Below are 15,920 nucleotides of genomic sequence, written 5' to 3'. Positions count from 1 at the left end.
CTCAGCGGAGGTTGGCTTTTTCGTTGTAAAGCTTGAAGTCGACGAGAGTGCCCAGCATCTGCAGATAGGCGACCAGGGCGTCCATCTCGGTCGGATTGCCGGGCTTGCCGTCGAAGTTGCGGACCACGGCCTTGGCGTATCGCTTGCTGAAGGCATCCGCGCCGGCACTGTCCGGATCAGCCTGCGCCTTCAGGTCGGCGCTCGCATTGGCAATCTGGTCGTCCGTGTAGGGCACCCCGACCAAGCGGCTGGTGCGCAGATGATCGGCGATCGATTCCGGATTGATCTCGGTTTCCGCAAGGAACGAATAGGGAGGCATCACCGACTGCGGGACAATGGCGCGGGGATTGGTCAGATGGGTGACGTGCCACTCATCGGAATACTTGGCGCCGACCCGGGCGAGATCCGGTCCGGTGCGCTTGGAACCCCACTGGAACGGATGGTCATACATGCTTTCCGCGGCCAGCGAATAGTGGCCGTAGCGCTCGACCTCGTCGCGCAGTGGCCGAACCATCTGCGAGTGGCAAAGATAGCAGCCTTCCCGCACGTAGATGTTGCGACCGGTCAATTCCAGCGGCGTGTAAGGGCGGACGCCATCGACGACTTCGATCGTGCTCTTGAGATAGAACAGCGGCGTGATCTCGACGAGACCGCCCACGGCGATGACCAGGAGAATACCAACGACCAGGATGATCGAATTCTTCTCGAAGATTTGGTGTCGGGTCCAGAAAGACATTGATAGCCCCTATTCAGCCGGCTGCAGGGTGGCGCCGGTTTCAACCAACGCCTCGCCGACCCGCACCGTCATCCAAAGATTGTAAGCCATGATCAGTGCGCCGATCAGGAACAGCGCGCCGCCCAAGGCGCGAATGATGTAGAAGGGGTGCATCGCCTCGACGGTCTCGATGAAGGAGTATTCAAGGAAGCCGAGCGAGGTGTAGGCACGCCACATCAGGCCCTGCAGGATGCCCGACACCCACATCGCGGAGATGTAGAGCACGATGCCGATGGTCGCGATCCAGAAGTGCCAGCCGACCAGCTTCAGGCTGTACAGCGCCTTGCGTTCCCAGATCCACGGCACCAGGCAGTAGAGCGCGCCGAAGGAGACGAAGCCGACCCAGCCGAGCGCACCGGAGTGAACGTGACCGATGGTCCAGTCGGTGTAGTGGCTCAGCGAGTTCACCACCTTGATGGACATCAGCGGCCCCTCGAAGGTCGACATGCCGTAGAATGCCACCGACACTACCAGCATGCGCAGCACGGGATCGGTGCGCAGCTTGTCCCAGGCGCCGGACAGCGTCATCAGGCCGTTGATCATTCCGCCCCAGGACGGCATCCACAGCATGATGGAGAAGGTCATGCCGAGCGTCTGCGCCCAGTCCGGCAGCGCCGTGTAGTGCAGATGGTGCGGGCCGGCCCAGATGTAGAGGAAGATGATCGCCCAGAAGTGGATGATCGAGAGCCGGTAGGAGTAGACCGGCCGCTCTGCCCGCTTCGGAATGAAGTAGTACATGATGGCGAGGAAGCCGGCGGTGAGGAAGAAGCCGACCGCGTTATGACCGTACCACCACTGGAACATGGCATCCTGCACGCCGCCCCAGGCGACGTAGGACTTCGAGCCGAACACCGAGACCGGGATTGCCGGATTGTTGCCGAGATGCAGCACGGCGATGGTCACGATGAAGGCGAGATAGAACCAGTTGGCGACGTAGATGTGGGGTTCCTTGCGCTTCACCAGCGTCATCAGGAACACCAGCAGATAGACCACCCAGACGATGGTCAGCCACGCATCGGCATACCATTCCGGCTCGGCATATTCCTTCGACTGGGTTACGCCGAGCAGATAGCCGGTGCCGGCGATCAGGATGAAGAAGTTGTAGCCAAGCACCACGAACCACGGCGACAGGTCGCCGGCGAGACGAACTCGCGAGGTCTTCTGCACCACATAGAACGAGGTGGCGATCAGCACGTTGCCGCCGAAGGCAAAGATCACCGCCGAGGTATGCAGCGGGCGAAGCCGCCCGAAGCTGGTCCAGGGCAGATCGAAGTTGAGGATCGGCCAGGCCGGCTGGCAGGCGATCAGCAGGCCGACGGTGAAGCCGGCAATGCCCCAGAACACCGCCATGAAGCTGGCAAACTTGATCGGGCCGTAATTGTAATTCGGCCGGCCGAAGATTTCCTGCGGCGCCAGCTCCTTGCGATCATAGTAGCGGTTCAGGATGGCAAAGACGCCAGCCAGACTTGCCGCCGCGCTGAGCGCGGCGTGGAATGCGAAGGCGGCATCTTCCGCCTTGGCCGTGGCGACGATGCATAAGAAGACGGACACCGCGAGCAGGCCCGCCAGGCCCGCTTCGCCGCCCGTCATCGATTTCCCATTGTGTGTCTGTGTCATGCTGAATCTTTTATGTGCGAGGCTGAGACTATCAATCACAGCGGCGCGATCCCCGATTTGATCGAAATCAAATCATGGCGCGATTGTGGAAGAAGCTTGTTGAATGTCCGGACCGCAACATAAGGCCGCCCCTGTCAGGCAGCACCGATCGACGCGCGGCTCAAAATCTGAGGGCCAGCGCGGTGTCAACGAATAAACACGCCAGGGGAAGAGGACGTGCGGACGATCCTGATCAGGCGCGTCCGGTCAGGCGGCAGCGGGCCGCAATCATCCCCGCATGTCGTAGCGGTAGGCCTTGGACACGATCTGCCAGCCGTCTGCGAGCTTCATCGCCACCAGGTAATCGGTAAAATAGCGCGGTGGCAGCCGGCAGCGAACCTTGACGAAGGCCGTCGCCTCATCCGAACGGTCGACGGTGACGACGAAATCGTCGCGCGCCTTGCCTTCGGCCCTGGCCGATCCCCGCGTGCGCACCAGTGCCAGCCACTCCGGCAAAGTGAGGATCTTCAGCTCGCCGCCTTCGACCCAGCGCAGGTCTGCGGTGGGATGGAAGATGGCGGCGAGCTTGTCAGCGTCGCCATCGTAGAGACCATCGAAGTAGTGCTGGACCACTGCGTCGAGTGTGGAACGGTCGTAGGACAAGGCTGGTCTCCTTCAGATGAAAGCGATCCCGTCGCGACTATGCCACAGAGTACCACCGCATGGAAACCGCCAGGTCACTTGCCGTCGCCAAGCATTTTCCGGAATTTATCGATTTCACGCGGCACGAGTTGCGCGAGATAGTCCGGCTTCATTTCGCTGTCATCGGCGGGGTAGGAACCGAGATCGTCGAGCCGCTTCTGGTAATCCGCGCTTGCCACGCCGGCACGCATCGCCGCGTTGAGTCTGGCGATGACGACCGGCGGCGTGCCCTTCGGGGCGAACAGCGCATACCAGCCCTGGATCTCGAATTGCGGCAGCCCGGCCTCGGCAGCGGTCGGGACATCAGGCAGATGCGCCAGCCGGGTCTTCGAGGCCAGCGCGATGCCGCGCACCAGCCCGCCCTGGATCGCGGGGGTCACCGAGGCCGACGAATCGCACAGCCCGTCGATCTGGCCGCCGATCAGGTCGTTCAGCGCCGGTCCGCCGCCGCGATAGCCGACCAGCGTCACGTCGATCGCGGCGGCCTGGATGAAGGCCTTGCAGAACAGGTAATTCTGCGAACCGACGCCGGAATGACCGATGTTCAGGGTGCCGGGATGCTGCCGGGCGTGGGCGATGAATTCGGCCAAGGTGCGGGCCGGAAAGTTCTTGCGCACCGCGACAACCGCCGAACTCTTGTTGAACATGCCGATCGCCGCGAAGTCCTCCGGGGTGAATTTCACGTCGGGGGTGAACAGATAGACCGCGGTGTTTGTGCCGCTGTTGCCCTGCACGATGGTGTAGCCGTCGGGCGGCGCCTGTGCGACGCGGGCCAGAGCTACGGCACCTCCGGCGCCGCCGATATTTTCAATGACGATGCGCTGGCCGAGATGCTGGCTCATCTGCTCGCCGATCAGCCGGGCGTTGACGTCGGAGCTGCCGCCGGCGGCAAACGGCACGATCAGGGTGATCGGACGGCTGGGATAATCGTCGGCAGCGGCTGCCACCCCGAACGCCAGCGCCAACACGAGACAAGCAGACCCCAGCCTGAAACAAGCCATGTATCCCCTCCCTGATTTTGTCGGGGAGTGTACGAGGATGGCATGACGGCGCAACGGATGGATTCGCAATCAGGCTGGAGACAGCATGCTGCAATGCGCTCGCTTGCTCAGCGCTGAATGCGACCGTCGACGACGTCGATGATGCGGTCGCAGCGCTTCGCCAGATCGAGATTGTGGGTGACCAGCAGGAAGCTGGTGCCGCTGTCGCGGTTGACCTGCCGCATCAGCTCGAACACGCTCTCGGCGGACTTTGTGTCCAGATTTCCGGTGGGCTCATCGGCGAGAACCAGGTCGGGGCTCATCGCCAGCGCACGCGCGACAGCGACCCGCTGCTGCTGGCCGCCCGACATGTTGGTGGCGAGATTGCCGGCGACCTTTTCGAGTCCGACCTGAGCGAGAAGCTGTCGCGACCGCGCTTCCATGTCCGCGGCGGGAAAGCCGCGATCCACCAGCATCGGCATCATCACATTCTCCTGTGCGGTGAAGGCCGAGATCAGCAGGTGGGACTGGAACACGAAGCCGATGGTATGGCCGCGCAACCGGGTCAGTTCGGCGTCGTTGAGACTGCCCGTGTCCTGGCCCTTGATGTAAAGCCGTCCCGACGTCGGCCGGTCGAGCAACCCGACGATGTTGAGCAGGGTGCTCTTGCCGGACCCGGACGGCCCCATCAGTGCCAGGAATTCGCCGCGCTCCAGCGTCAGGTCGATATCATGCAGCACCTCGGTCTCGGAGGATTGACCGACATTGTAGGCCTTGCAGACCTTCTCGAGGCGCAGGATTTCATCAGCCACGGATTGCCACCACGGGATCGAGTTTCGCGGCACGCAGCGCCGGAGCGGTGGCCGCCAGCAAGCCCGTCAGGGTCGCCAGCACCGCAGTGTTGACAAACAATTGCCGCTCCAGGATCAGCGGGAACAGTTCCGATCCATCGGCCTGCACGGCGACCGAGTGCCAGTACATGAGGGTCAAAGCGCCCAGCGTGGCGCCGATCAGCGAGCCGAAAAAGCCGAGCAGGCCGCCCTGCAGCAGGAATACCCGCAGCACCTGCCCCCGCGATGTCCCCATCGCCCGCAGGATGCCAATATCCTTGGAACGCTGGATCACCGAGACGATCAGCACCGCGGCGATCCCGAACGCCACCGACATGCCGACGAACACCCTGATCAGGGTATTCGAGGTCTGCTGCGCCTGAACCGCGGTGAAAAACTGCGCGTTGGTCTTGATCCAGCTGTCGGCCTGCACCGCGTTCGACGCCTGGATCCTCTGCGCGATATCCTCCGCGGCATAGATGTCGCTCACCGTGATATCGATGGTGGTGACGCCGCCGATCATGCCGAGCAGCGATTGCGCCGTGCGCAGCGCCACGAAGGCATTGCGCTGGTTGACACCCTTGTTGCCGAAATCCGCCAACCCGGTAACGGTCAGCACGCGATTGGCGCCCGATGCCGCCTGGATATTGAGCTTGTCGCCGACCGTCGCGCCAAGATTTTTCGCCAGTTCGGTGCCGATGACAATGTCCTCGCTGGTCAGCCGCGCCTCGCCGGCGACGATGTAGTCGGGTATTCGCACGATCTTGAAATAGGACGCCGGCTCGACGCCGGAAATCGAGATCGCACGGTTGGCGTCACCGCGAATCGCCAGGCCGGAGCCCAGGATCGTCGGCGAGACCGCCGTCACTTCCGGCATCGCCAGCATCTGGTCGCGAATCTTCGGCCACTGGTCGATGGAGACGACGCGCTGACTCGGACGCTGGATGGTGGCATCCTCGAACAGGCCGGGGGCGTTGCGCAGCGGGCGCGCGACCTGATCGGGCGTGAGCAGCTGGATCTGTGGCTGCGAGGTCAGCACCCGCTTGATGAAATTCGCCTGCAGTCCAGCCAGCATCGCCGACATGAAGACGATCACTCCGACACCGATCGAAATGCCGCCGATGATGAACAGCGTCTGCATGCGGCCTTCGCGAAGGAAACGGACCGCCGCGATCCACTCGAACGGCAGCCATCGGGTCATGGCTGAACCGCCCGCACACGCTGCCCGGTGACGACACCGGAATTGGCGGGGATTGCAGGCTCTCCCTCCGCAAGGCCATCGATCATCTCGAACTGGGTATTGCCACGCAGACCGAGCCGGACCGGCTTCTTGCTCGCCCGCCCGTCCTTGATTCCGAGCACCCAAGGCTGTCCGGAGAGCGAGATCGTGAACCGAGCGGATGGGAAGCACCAACGTGTCGTCACGCTCGGCCACGCTAATATCGACCGATACGGTCATGTCCTGCCGCAGATAGTCCGGCGGATCGGATACCGTCAGTTTGACCTCCACCGAAGCGCGCGAAATATCGATGCCGGGGTTGATGTAGGACACCACCGCAGCGAACCGCCGATCCGGGTAAGCATCTGCCGAGGCGACGGCTTTCTGGCCAAGCGCCAACTTGCCAAGATTGCGCTCGTCGATTTGCAGAACCAGTTGCAGCTCGCCGGCCGGCGCCAGAACCAGCAGGGCCTTGCCCGGCTGGGCGACTGTGCCGCGTTCGACATTGCGCGTGATCAACACGCCGTCGCGCGGTGCAGCAATGGTGGCATAACCGAGCCGCGATTCCGCGGTGTCGAGATTGGCGCGCGCCTGGTTGAGCTGGGTCTGCGCCATGACGTAGTCGCTGCCCTCGGGACTGGCGGTATAGACTTGGAATTCCGCGGTGCGCACCTGGGTTCGCGCGACGTCGAGCACCTTTTGCGCGTCGTCGAGCGCCGCCCGCGTGGCGTAGCCGTTCTGCGTCAATTGCGAGGTGCGGTCGAATGTCTGCTGCGCATTCAGCAGGTTGGCCTTGGCCTGAGTCAGCGCTTCCTTCGCCGAAGGCAAGGTCAGCTCGGCGAGCTGGCGCATCCGGGCTTCGGCCTGCGCGACTGCGCCGGTGGACTGCACAACCGCGGCCTTCAGTTCGCGCGCCTCCAGCGCGATCAACGGCTGGCCCTTGGCGACGTGCTCGCCTTCCTTGACCAGCACATCATTCACGGTCCCCGTGATCTGGCTGCCGATCTCGACCCGGAACGGCGTCTCGACGTGGCCGCTGGCGACCACGGTCTCCACCAGATCGCCGCGCTTGACCACGTCGACAACAACAGATGGGCCGAGCAGCAATCGCACCCCCTGCCAGCCGCCGATGCCGAGCGCGACAACGACAGCCAGCACGAACCAGCGATGGGACCACAATGCGCCCCAGACCTTCGCGCCCGTCACGGCGTGGATGCGCGGGAGGGGAAGTGTCTGCTCGTTCATCCCTGGACCATGTGTGTCGCTGACGGCGCCACGTCAGTGCGAGAACAGAATCGGCAACGGGGCCTCTGCCAGCAGGCTCCGGGTGGCACCGCCGAGGATGAATTCGCGGAATCGGGAATGGCCGTAGGCGCCCATCACCAGCAGATCGGCGCTGCAGGCCAGCGCGCGGGCCTCCAGCACGTCACCAATATCATCGTCGCCGGCATCGACTTCCTCCAGCACCACGTTGAGGCCGTGGCGCGCCAGGTTCTTGGCCAGTTCTTCGGCAGAGCGATTGCTGTCGAAATCCTTCTCACCGGACACTGTGACAATGCGGACAGAGCCGGCCTGTTCAAGGATCGGCATGGCGTCGGCGACGGCGCGCGTCGCAGCGCGGCTGAAATCCCACGCCACCAGGACGGTCTTCAATTCGAGCGGCCGGATACGCGGCCGATCCGGCAATACCAGCGTCGGCCTGCCGGACCCGAAGATGATCGCTTCGGCGATCCATTCATCGGAGCCCTCCGGAACCGAGACGATGGTCAGGTCGCGCAGCTTGGCGTAGTCGACCATGACGTCAGGCACCTCGTCGGCCATGCAACGCTCGGTGATCGTCTCGTACAGCACGCCCTGCTTAGCCGCTGTCGCCTCGAACGTCGCCAGCAGATTGCGGGCGTTGACGAGGCTCTTGCGCGCTTCGTCGGCCACAAGGGCGGCGACGTTGACCAGCGAACTCGAGAGGAAACTGCCCGGCACCTCCACATGGGTCTCGCAGGCAATGGCCGCGATATGCGAGCCGAGTAACGCGGCGACGGCGACAGCGTCCTCGACCACCTGCACCGGCGTCGGCTCCGGATAGGTCGTCAATGTCAGCAGCATGTCCTTGATGGCCATCTATCTCTCCGCCCGCCTGAGTTACACTTAGCGAGCGTAGAGCACCTTCCACCGCGGCGAATTGATCTAGCGCAGGAATGGCGCGGCCGGGACCCGTTAGCGGAGCAGCCCGGCTGCAATCATGACAAGGCAGCCGAACAATCCCGCGGCAGGGATCCAGGCCGGCACCGTGACGTGCGGCTGGGCCGACGTCACGCCGCGCCAGCGCAGCCAAAGCAACGCCAGATTGACCAGCGCGAACACCGCAAGCGTCGCCAGCGACGTCCACTCGGCGAGCCGGACGAAGGAAACGCCCAGCGCCAGCAGGATGACCGCCGCAGCGATCAGCGCGGTGGCCAGCAGCGGCGTTCCCGTTGCCTGATGCACGGCGCCGAGCGATACGGGCAAGTCGCCCTGCCTCGCCATGCCATAGATCACCCGCGCCGCCATGGTCATCTGCGCGAGGATGGTGTTCAGGGTGGCGACGATGGCGATAACGCTGATGGTCGCCGGGCTGACGCCGGCGACCTCGCGGAACACCAGGCTGAGCGGCGCCGCCGACGCCGCCAGCCGCTCCGTCGAGACCGCCGTCACCGCGACCGCGGCGACGACCACGTAGAGCACCGTCGACACCAGCAGGGTCAGCGCCATGGCGCGCGGAATGTCGCGGCGCGGATTCTCGGCTTCCTCGACCACATTGGCGAGATCCTCGAAGCCGATGAAGGCGAAGAACGCTAGCAGGCTGGCAAAGCCTATGCCCGACAGCGCCCCGATCTCGGGCGGCGGCAGCTTCGCCAGCGTGGTGCCGATCGGCAGGTCGACACGAACCGCCGCGACAATGACGATCAGGAGGCCGCCGACCTCGACCAGCGTGAAGATTCCGGCGAGCACGACCGATTCCAGGATTCCCCAGGCCGCGACGGCGGCCAGCAGCGCCACCACCCCCAGCACCAGAATGCCCTGCGGCAGATCGACGAATTGTCGGAGATAGCCGATGGCGCCGAGGGTGACGGTGGACGATGACACCACACCAATGACGATGGTCAGCAGACCCGTGGCGGTGGACAGCGTGCGCGACCCGAACGCCGCCCGCACATAGGCAGCCTCGCCGGCGCTGACCGGGAAGCGCGTCGACAGCTCGGCATAGGAGGCCACGGTGAACGCCATCACCACCGCGGCCAGCACGAACGACCACGGCGCGTAGACGCCGGCCTGGCCGGCAACCGCGCCGATCAACACATAGATGCCCGCACCGACGGTGATGCCGATGCCGTACAGTGTCAGCAGCGGCAGGCCGAGGCGGCGACGCAGCGCCGGCGACTCCTGGGCGCGAGGGTCAGGCATGTCGTTCTGTGCCAAATGTTGCCGTCGAGGTGACGATGCCGTGAAATCCGGCCTGGTGCCGAAAGCAGCCGGCTCACAGTACGACTATCGCCCGCGATGCGATGGCCATTGTTGCGCCACGTCAATTGCAGCGCCTGTCGCTACAGCTTCGCTCCCGAAGCATAGGCCGAGGCGCGCTGGAAGGCCGGACGCGCCTCGCAGCGGTCGAGGTAGCGATCGAACGCCGGCCGCGGCGAGATCATCTTGAACTGGCGCACCGCGAAGTTGAGGCTCGAGCCGATGGCGACGTCCGCAGCCGAAAACGTCTCGCCGAGGATCCACGGTCCTTCTTCCAGCGCCGCTTCCAGCACGTCGAACACCCGCTTGGCGTCGCCCCAGCCGGCGGCCACCGAGTTCATCTCGAACTTGGCAGCCAGGCTGCGCGATCGCCGGCTCAATGCAGCTCGGTGCGAAGAACAGCCAGTACAGATATTTGGCGCGATGCATGTCGCCCAGCGGCGGTGCCAATCCCGCCTCCGGATAGCGCTCGGCCACATAGGCGCAGATCGCCGCAGCCTCGGCCATGGTCGCCTCGCCATCCTGCAGCGCCGGCACCTTGCCCATGGGATTGACGATGAGGAATTCCAGCGATCGCTGTGCGCCGGTGCTGATGTCGGTCAGCACGCGCTCATAGGGCACGCCGGTCTCTTCCATGAGCCACAGGGCGGTGAAGGAGCGCGAGCGCGGCGACCAGTACAGTTTCATCATGGCGGGACCTCCGGTGAATAGCCGGGCAGTTGTGCGGAGATTCGGGGCGAGGTGCAAGGTAGGTTGGATGAGAGGCGCAACAGACGCAGGCTGTCATCCCCGCGCATGCGGGGAGCTGGATTCACATTTGAAGTGCAACAGACTGGCTGCCAAAGACATGTGCCGGGGTTTGCCAGTCAAGGCATTTGCGTGGCGTGCTGTTGTAGGCGAGTACGCAACGGGCGAGATCGGACGGCGTCAGGGCGGCTAGATCGGTCTTGCGCGGGATTCTGCGCCGCATCCGGCCGATAGCGTTTTCGACACCGCCTTTTTGCCAGGGAGCATAGGCATCGCAGAAGTAGGTCTGCAGGTTGAGTGCATGCAGCTCGTAGTGGCGGGCGAACTCGGTGCCATTGTCGAAGGTGATGCTCCGGCGCAGGTCCGGCGGCAGCGGAGCCAGCAGGCCGGCGATGATCTCGGCAACCGGGCTGGCGGCCTTGCCTTGCAGGCTGGCCGCCATCAGAAGCCGCGACGACCGCTCGTGCAGGACGAGAATGGCCTGCCCGTAGCGGGAGAACATCATCAGATCGGCCTCCCAATGGCCGGCGATGGCGCGGTTCTCGACCTGCTTCGGTCGCTGTTCGATCGGCACCCGGCATTCGATATGCAGCGCGGATGATCCGCCCTTGCGACCGCGCAGGCCGCGTTTGCTCTTGCCGCGTGGCAGGTAGTGCCGCCAACTGTAGTCCTTGGTCCGTGCGATCTGGGCGTGGATGAAGCGATAGATGCTCTCCGGCGAGATGACCGGGGTGCCGTGCTGTCGGGCCAGGACGGCGCACACCTGCTCCGGCGACCAGCCGAGGCCGAGACCTTCCAGCACCTGCTCGCGAAGCTGCGCGTTACGGTCGAGCCGGGCGCCCGTCCAGCGTCGTGCCCGGGTCTGCTCTTGGGCGTAGGACGGCTTGTAGCCGACCTGTTGGCGCCGTTGCGCTTCAGCTCCCGAGATACGGTCGATGGCGAGCGATCCAGAGCTGCCGCGATCTGCCGGATCGAGCGCCCTTGGGCATGAAGCGAGGCAATGGCACATCGGTCTTCCCGCGAAAGCTGGGCATATCGTCGTTCCATCGCAACACCTTAATCTGGTGTTGCACTTCGTTTGAGAACCCAAGGGATCCAGTAAACGCGGGCGCCGAGGTTCTGTCACTGAAGCCCGCGTTTACTGGATCGCCCGGTCCAGACGCGCAATTGCGCGCCTGGCCGGGCGATGACAGCTGTGGGTGTGGCGCAAAGAAAGAGCCCCCGCGATGTCTCGCGGGGGCTCTCCAACTCAACGATCACAGATAGCGAAGACTACTCCGCCGCCTGCAGCATCGGCTCGGCCTTGATCTCGAAACGGTCGGCGTTCATCACCTTGGTCCAGGCCTTGACGAAGTCTTTGACGAACTTCGCCTTGGCATCGCCCATGGCATAGACCTCGGCCAGCGCGCGGAGTTGCGAGTGCGCACCGAAGATCAGGTCGACGGCGGTTGCGGTCCACTTGACCTCGCTGCTGTTGCGCTTCTTGCCTTCGTAGATCCCGTCCTGGCCGGCAGCCTTCGCCCACACGGTGTCCATGTCGAGCAGGTTGGTGAAGAAGTCGTTGCTCAACACTCCCGGCTTCGACGTGAACACGCCATGCTTGGAATCCGCCGCATTGGCGCCGAGCACGCGTAGGCCGCCGATCAGCACGGTCAGTTCCGGCGCGGTCAGCTTCAGGAGCTGGGCACGGTCGATCATCGCCTCTTCAGGCTTCATGAACTGCGGCTTGCCCGAGACGTAGTTGCGGAAGGCATCGGCACGGGGCTCCAGCGGCTTGAACGAGTCTGCGTCGGTCTGCTCCGCAGAAGCGTCCATGCGGCCCGGCGTGAACGGCACGGTGACGCTCTGTCCGGCATCCTTCGCGGCCTTCTCGATGGCGGCATTGCCGCCGAGCACGATCAGGTCGGCGAGCGACACCTTCTTACCGAAGCCCTTCTGGATCTCTTCCAGCTTGGCCAGCACGGTCGCGAGCTGCGCGGGCTGGTTGACCTCCCAGTCCTTCTGCGGAGCCAGGCGAATGCGTGCGCCATTGGCGCCGCCGCGCTTGTCGGAGCCGCGGAAGGTCGAGGCCGAGGCCCAGGCGGTCGAGACCAGCTGCGGCACGGTGAGGCCGGAGGCGAGGATCTTCGCCTTCAGCTCGGCGATATCGGCGTCGTTGACCAGCCGATGATCGACGGCCGGGATCGGGTCCTGCCAGATCAGCGTTTCCTTCGGCACCAGCGGGCCGAGATAGCGCACTGCCGGGCCCATGTCGCGATGGGTGAGCTTGAACCAGGCGCGGGCGAAAGCGTCGGCGAACTGGTCCGGGTTCTCGTAGAAGCGGCGCGAGATCTTCTCGTAGATCGGATCGAAGCGCAGCGCGAGGTCCGACGTCAGCATGGTCGGCAGATGCTTCTTCGACGCATCGAAGGCATCCGGGATATCGGCCACGGCATTCTTCGCCACCCACTGGTTCGCGCCGCCGGGGCTCTTGGTCAGTTCGTAGTCGTACTTGAACAGGTTGTCGAAGAAGTGGTTGCTCCACTTGGTCGGGGTCTGCGTCCAGGTGACTTCCAGGCCACTGCCGATGGCGTCGGCGCCCACGCCGGTGCCGTGCCTGCTCTTCCAGCCGAGGCCCTGGTCTTCGAGCGCGCCGGCTTCCGGGTCGACGCCGACAAACGACGGATCGCCGGCGCCGTGGGTCTTGCCGAAGGTGTGACCGCCGGCGATCAGCGCCACGGTCTCTTCATCGTTCATCGCCATGCGGAAGAACGTCTCGCGGATATCCTTTGCCGAGGCGAGCGGGTCGGGATTGCCGTTGGGGCCTTCCGGATTGACGTAGATCAGGCCCATCTGCACGGCGCCGAGCGGCTCCGCCAGCTCGCGCTCGCCGCTGTAGCGCTCATCGCCGAGCCACGAACCTTCGGGGCCCCAGTAGAGTTCTTCCGGCTCCCAGGTGTCGGCACGGCCGCCGGCGAAGCCGAAGGTCTTGAAGCCCATGGATTCCAGCGAGACGTTGCCGACCAGCACGAACAGATCGGCCCAGGACAGCTTGTTGCCGTACTTCTGCTTGATCGGCCACAGCAGGCGGCGCGCCTTGTCGAGGTTGACGTTGTCCGGCCAGGAATTGAGCGGCGCGAAACGCTGCTGACCGCCACCGGCGCCGCCACGGCCGTCGGTGGTGCGGTAGGTGCCGGCGCTGTGCCAGGCCAGACGGATGAACAGGCCGCCGTAATGACCGAAATCGGCCGGCCACCAGTCCTTCGAATCGGTCATCAGGGCATGCAGGTCCTTGATCACGGCATCGAGGTCGAGGGTCTTGAATTCCTCGGCGTAATTGAAGGCGCCGCCCAGCGGATCGGCGGACGGATGGATCGCGTGCAGCACACCGATGTCGAGATGCTCCGGCCACCAGTCCATGTTGCGCGGACCCTTGCTCTTCGGTCCCTTGCTCGCGGCGCCGTGCGGCACCGGGCACTTGCCGGCTTCATCTGTCTTCTGGTCCATGTTTCTCTCCTTCGGGCCGTTGGGATTGCGGACGCTATCGGCCATGGCCACAAGCCAATCGCCGCAAAAAAACGCCGCCCTCTCCAAGAATCTCTGTGTTTTCAAACGCCTGCCAAACCCGCCCGGCAAGCCGTCCGGCGATGCTAGCCAAGGTTCGTGACAGTACCTTGGAAGATATCCAAGATCAGGTCCAGTCGAATTGTCTTCGGTCTTCGATCAGTTTATCTGATGACGCATGATCACGCTCCGCCAGCTTCGCTATCTTGCCGCTCTCGCCAAACACGGCCATTTCGGCCGCGCCGCGGAGGCCTGCGCGGTGACGCAGCCGGCCCTTTCGATGCAGATCCGGGATCTGGAGCACACCCTGGGGGTCAAGGTGGTGGAGCGGCGCCCGGGCGAGGTGATGCTGACCGACGTCGGACGCGAGATTGCCCGGCGCGGCGAAGACGTGCTGGCAGCGTCGCGCGATCTGGTCGATTTTGCGCGACACCGCGGCGGCGTTCTCACGGGGCGACTGACCCTCGGCGTGATTCCGTCGCTGGCGCCCTATCTGCTGCCGCGGATTTTGCCGGTTCTGCAGAAGCAGTTTCCGGAGCTGCGGCTCGAGCTGCGCGAAACCCAGACCAGGCAGCTGGTCGACGACGTCAAGAGCGGTGCACTGGACGCGGCGATGCTGGCGCTGCCGCTTGGCGAGCCGGAGATCGAAACGCTCAAGCTGTTCCACGATCTGTTTCTGCTGGCAGTGCCTGCGAACGATCCGCGGCCGGTCACGACCCGCATCAACGCCGCCGAAATCGACCAGCGCCGGCTGATCCTGCTGGAAGACGGCCACTGCCTCCGCGACCAGGCGCTGGCGTTCTGCGGGAGTGTCGGGCGCTCGAACGGGTCCGGGACACCCGGCATGGCGTTCGCGGCCTCGAGCCTGTCCACGGTGATGCAGATGGTCGCCAACGGCTACGGCATCACGCTGATCCCGCAGATCGCCGCAGACGTGGAGCAGCGCGACCAAAGGGTGAAATTCCTGCGGATGGAGAATCCGCAGCCGGGGCGCAGCATCGGCCTGGCGTTTCGCAAGACCTCGCCAAGGAAGGCGGATTTTGCGGCGCTGGGCGATGCGGTGAAGGGGTGCGTGTAGTACTTGCCCCGGACGCGATGCAATACGAAGTATTGCTTCGCAGATCCGGGGCCGTATCAAACACCGACGTTCGTGACGGTCCCGGCTCTGCGCAGCAGCGTTTCACGCTGCGGCTGGTCCGGGACAAGTGAGAGCTGCTTAAATCCCCAGCGTTCCGGCCTTCGCCGCGGCGTAGCGTTCACCGATCACCTTCCAGTTCACCGTGTTCCACCACGCCTTCAGATAGTCCGCGCGGCGGTTCTGGTAGTTGAGGTAATAAGCGTGCTCCCAGACATCGTTGCCGAGCAGCGCGCGCTTGCCGTCCATGATCGGACTGTCCTGGTTCGGGCGCGTTTCGATCGACAGCTTGCCTGCCTTGTCGACGGTCACGAAGACCCAGCCGGAGCCGAACTGGCGACCGCCGGCGGCGTTGAAGTCGGTCTGGAATTTTTCGATACCGCCGAGATCACGATCGATCGCGGCCAGCACCTCGCCGTCCGGCTTGCCGCCGTTGGGGCCCATGATCTGCCAGAACATGGTGTGGTTGGCGTGGCCGCCCATGTTGTTGCGCACGCCGGTGCGGATCGCCTCCGGCACGTCGCCGAGCTTGCCGAGCACCTCGACGATCGGCATCGCCGCGATCATCGGCGTGTCCTTGGCGAAGGTGTTGAGGTTGCCGACATAGGCTGCGTGATGCTTGTCGTGGTGAATTTCCATGGTCTTCGCATCGATGTGCGGCTCGAATGCCGCCACCGGATAGGTCAGCGGCGGCAGCGTGAACGGCGTCGCGGCGGCAGGCGCCGCGGCCTGTGCAAAGGCAAAGCGCGGCGTGGCGGCAATGGCTGCGGCGCCGGTTGCCGCGAGCATCAGGTGGCGGCGGGACATCATGGACATCGGAACTCTCCGTGGTGAAGGGATGGGCGAGCAATCTGCTGCGACGATAGCGGGATAAAATGGCGTTCGTGAGAAGCAA

Annotated in this window: 11 protein-coding genes and 3 pseudogenes; 1 reads left to right on the top strand and 13 read right to left on the bottom strand. The window is 64.3% G+C overall.

The features are described from left to right. Position 1: 1 nt before the first annotated feature. From ccoO to katG, 12 genes and pseudogenes are all read right to left on the bottom strand, one after another. Positions 2–736, bottom strand: coding sequence for a cytochrome-c oxidase, cbb3-type subunit II (gene ccoO / locus ACUXVA_RS07430; protein ID WP_265080881.1), 735 nt, complete (start codon positions 734–736; stop codon positions 2–4). 9 nt (positions 737–745) lie between these two features. Then, positions 746–2,392 carry a cytochrome-c oxidase, cbb3-type subunit I gene (ccoN, locus tag ACUXVA_RS07425; protein WP_445491485.1) on the bottom strand — a complete coding sequence of 549 codons (1,647 nt, stop codon included), beginning with the start codon at positions 2,390–2,392 and terminating at the stop codon, positions 746–748. Between the two features lie 267 nt (positions 2,393–2,659). Further along, entirely contained in the window at positions 2,660–3,034 is a 375-nt protein-coding gene (locus ACUXVA_RS07420; RefSeq protein ID WP_445491483.1) for a nuclear transport factor 2 family protein, read from the bottom strand. A 74-nt stretch (positions 3,035–3,108) separates the two neighbouring features. Then, positions 3,109–4,074, bottom strand: coding sequence for a tripartite tricarboxylate transporter substrate-binding protein (locus tag ACUXVA_RS07415; protein WP_265080884.1), 966 nt, complete (start codon positions 4,072–4,074; stop codon positions 3,109–3,111). Between the two features lie 107 nt (positions 4,075–4,181). Continuing rightward, positions 4,182–4,865 carry an ABC transporter ATP-binding protein gene (locus tag ACUXVA_RS07410; protein ID WP_265080885.1) on the bottom strand — a complete coding sequence of 228 codons (684 nt, stop codon included), beginning with the start codon at positions 4,863–4,865 and terminating at the stop codon, positions 4,182–4,184. Further along, on the bottom strand, positions 4,858–6,084 hold the full coding sequence (locus ACUXVA_RS07405) for an ABC transporter permease (RefSeq protein WP_265080886.1): 1,227 nt from the start codon (positions 6,082–6,084) through the stop codon (positions 4,858–4,860). Before ACUXVA_RS07405 ends, ACUXVA_RS07410 begins: the two co-directional genes overlap by 8 nt. Continuing rightward, positions 6,081–7,347, bottom strand: a pseudogene (locus ACUXVA_RS07400) (efflux RND transporter periplasmic adaptor subunit). The gene ACUXVA_RS07405 and the pseudogene ACUXVA_RS07400 overlap by 4 nt, the downstream one beginning before the upstream one ends. Before the next feature lie 33 nt (positions 7,348–7,380). Beyond that, entirely contained in the window at positions 7,381–8,220 is an 840-nt protein-coding gene (locus ACUXVA_RS07395; protein ID WP_265080888.1) for a universal stress protein, read from the bottom strand. A gap of 96 nt (positions 8,221–8,316) precedes the next feature. Next, positions 8,317–9,543 carry an APC family permease gene (locus tag ACUXVA_RS07390; protein ID WP_445491479.1) on the bottom strand — a complete coding sequence of 409 codons (1,227 nt, stop codon included), beginning with the start codon at positions 9,541–9,543 and terminating at the stop codon, positions 8,317–8,319. Positions 9,544–9,683: 140 nt separating this feature from the next. Beyond that, positions 9,684–10,290: pseudogene (locus tag ACUXVA_RS07385) on the bottom strand (glutathione S-transferase family protein). 93 nt (positions 10,291–10,383) lie between these two features. After that, positions 10,384–11,394 (bottom strand): annotated as a pseudogene (locus ACUXVA_RS07380) (IS30 family transposase). A 225-nt stretch (positions 11,395–11,619) separates the two neighbouring features. Then, entirely contained in the window at positions 11,620–13,833 is a 2,214-nt protein-coding gene (katG, locus tag ACUXVA_RS07375; RefSeq protein WP_265080891.1) for a catalase/peroxidase HPI, read from the bottom strand. Positions 13,834–14,068: 235 nt separating this feature from the next. On the opposite strand from katG, the gene ACUXVA_RS07370 reads away from it, so the two are divergent. After that, on the top strand, positions 14,069–14,968 hold the full coding sequence (locus ACUXVA_RS07370; protein ID WP_265080892.1) for a LysR substrate-binding domain-containing protein: 900 nt from the start codon (positions 14,069–14,071) through the stop codon (positions 14,966–14,968). Positions 14,969–15,106: 138 nt separating this feature from the next. Here the strand turns inward: ACUXVA_RS07370 and ACUXVA_RS07365 are convergent, their stop codons facing one another. After that, positions 15,107–15,841 (bottom strand): superoxide dismutase, encoded by a 735-nt coding sequence (locus tag ACUXVA_RS07365; RefSeq protein ID WP_265080893.1) that lies wholly within the window; start codon positions 15,839–15,841, stop codon positions 15,107–15,109. Positions 15,842–15,920: the final 79 nt, after the last annotated feature.

Source organism: Rhodopseudomonas sp. RCAM05734 (genome assembly GCF_052658035.1).
The sequence above is the reverse complement of the archived record's forward strand: the minus strand, read 5'-3'. Positions and strand labels throughout refer to the sequence as shown.

Bases quoted from the DNA above. Each gene is read 5' to 3' on its own strand.
- ccoO (WP_265080881.1), bottom strand. From the start codon at position 736: ATGTCTTTCTGGACCCGACACCAAATCTTCGAGAAGAATTCGATCATC.
- ccoN (WP_445491485.1), bottom strand. From the start codon at position 2,392: ATGACACAGACACACAATGGGAAATCGATGACGGGCGGCGAAGCGGGC.
- ACUXVA_RS07415 (WP_265080884.1), bottom strand. From the start codon at position 4,074: ATGGCTTGTTTCAGGCTGGGGTCTGCTTGTCTCGTGTTGGCGCTGGCG.
- ACUXVA_RS07405 (WP_265080886.1), bottom strand. From the start codon at position 6,084: ATGACCCGATGGCTGCCGTTCGAGTGGATCGCGGCGGTCCGTTTCCTT.
- ACUXVA_RS07395 (WP_265080888.1), bottom strand. From the start codon at position 8,220: ATGGCCATCAAGGACATGCTGCTGACATTGACGACCTATCCGGAGCCG.
- ACUXVA_RS07390 (WP_445491479.1), bottom strand. From the start codon at position 9,543: ATGCCTGACCCTCGCGCCCAGGAGTCGCCGGCGCTGCGTCGCCGCCTC.
- katG (WP_265080891.1), bottom strand. From the start codon at position 13,833: ATGGACCAGAAGACAGATGAAGCCGGCAAGTGCCCGGTGCCGCACGGC.
- ACUXVA_RS07370 (WP_265080892.1), top strand. From the start codon at position 14,069: ATGATCACGCTCCGCCAGCTTCGCTATCTTGCCGCTCTCGCCAAACAC.
- ACUXVA_RS07365 (WP_265080893.1), bottom strand. From the start codon at position 15,841: ATGTCCATGATGTCCCGCCGCCACCTGATGCTCGCGGCAACCGGCGCC.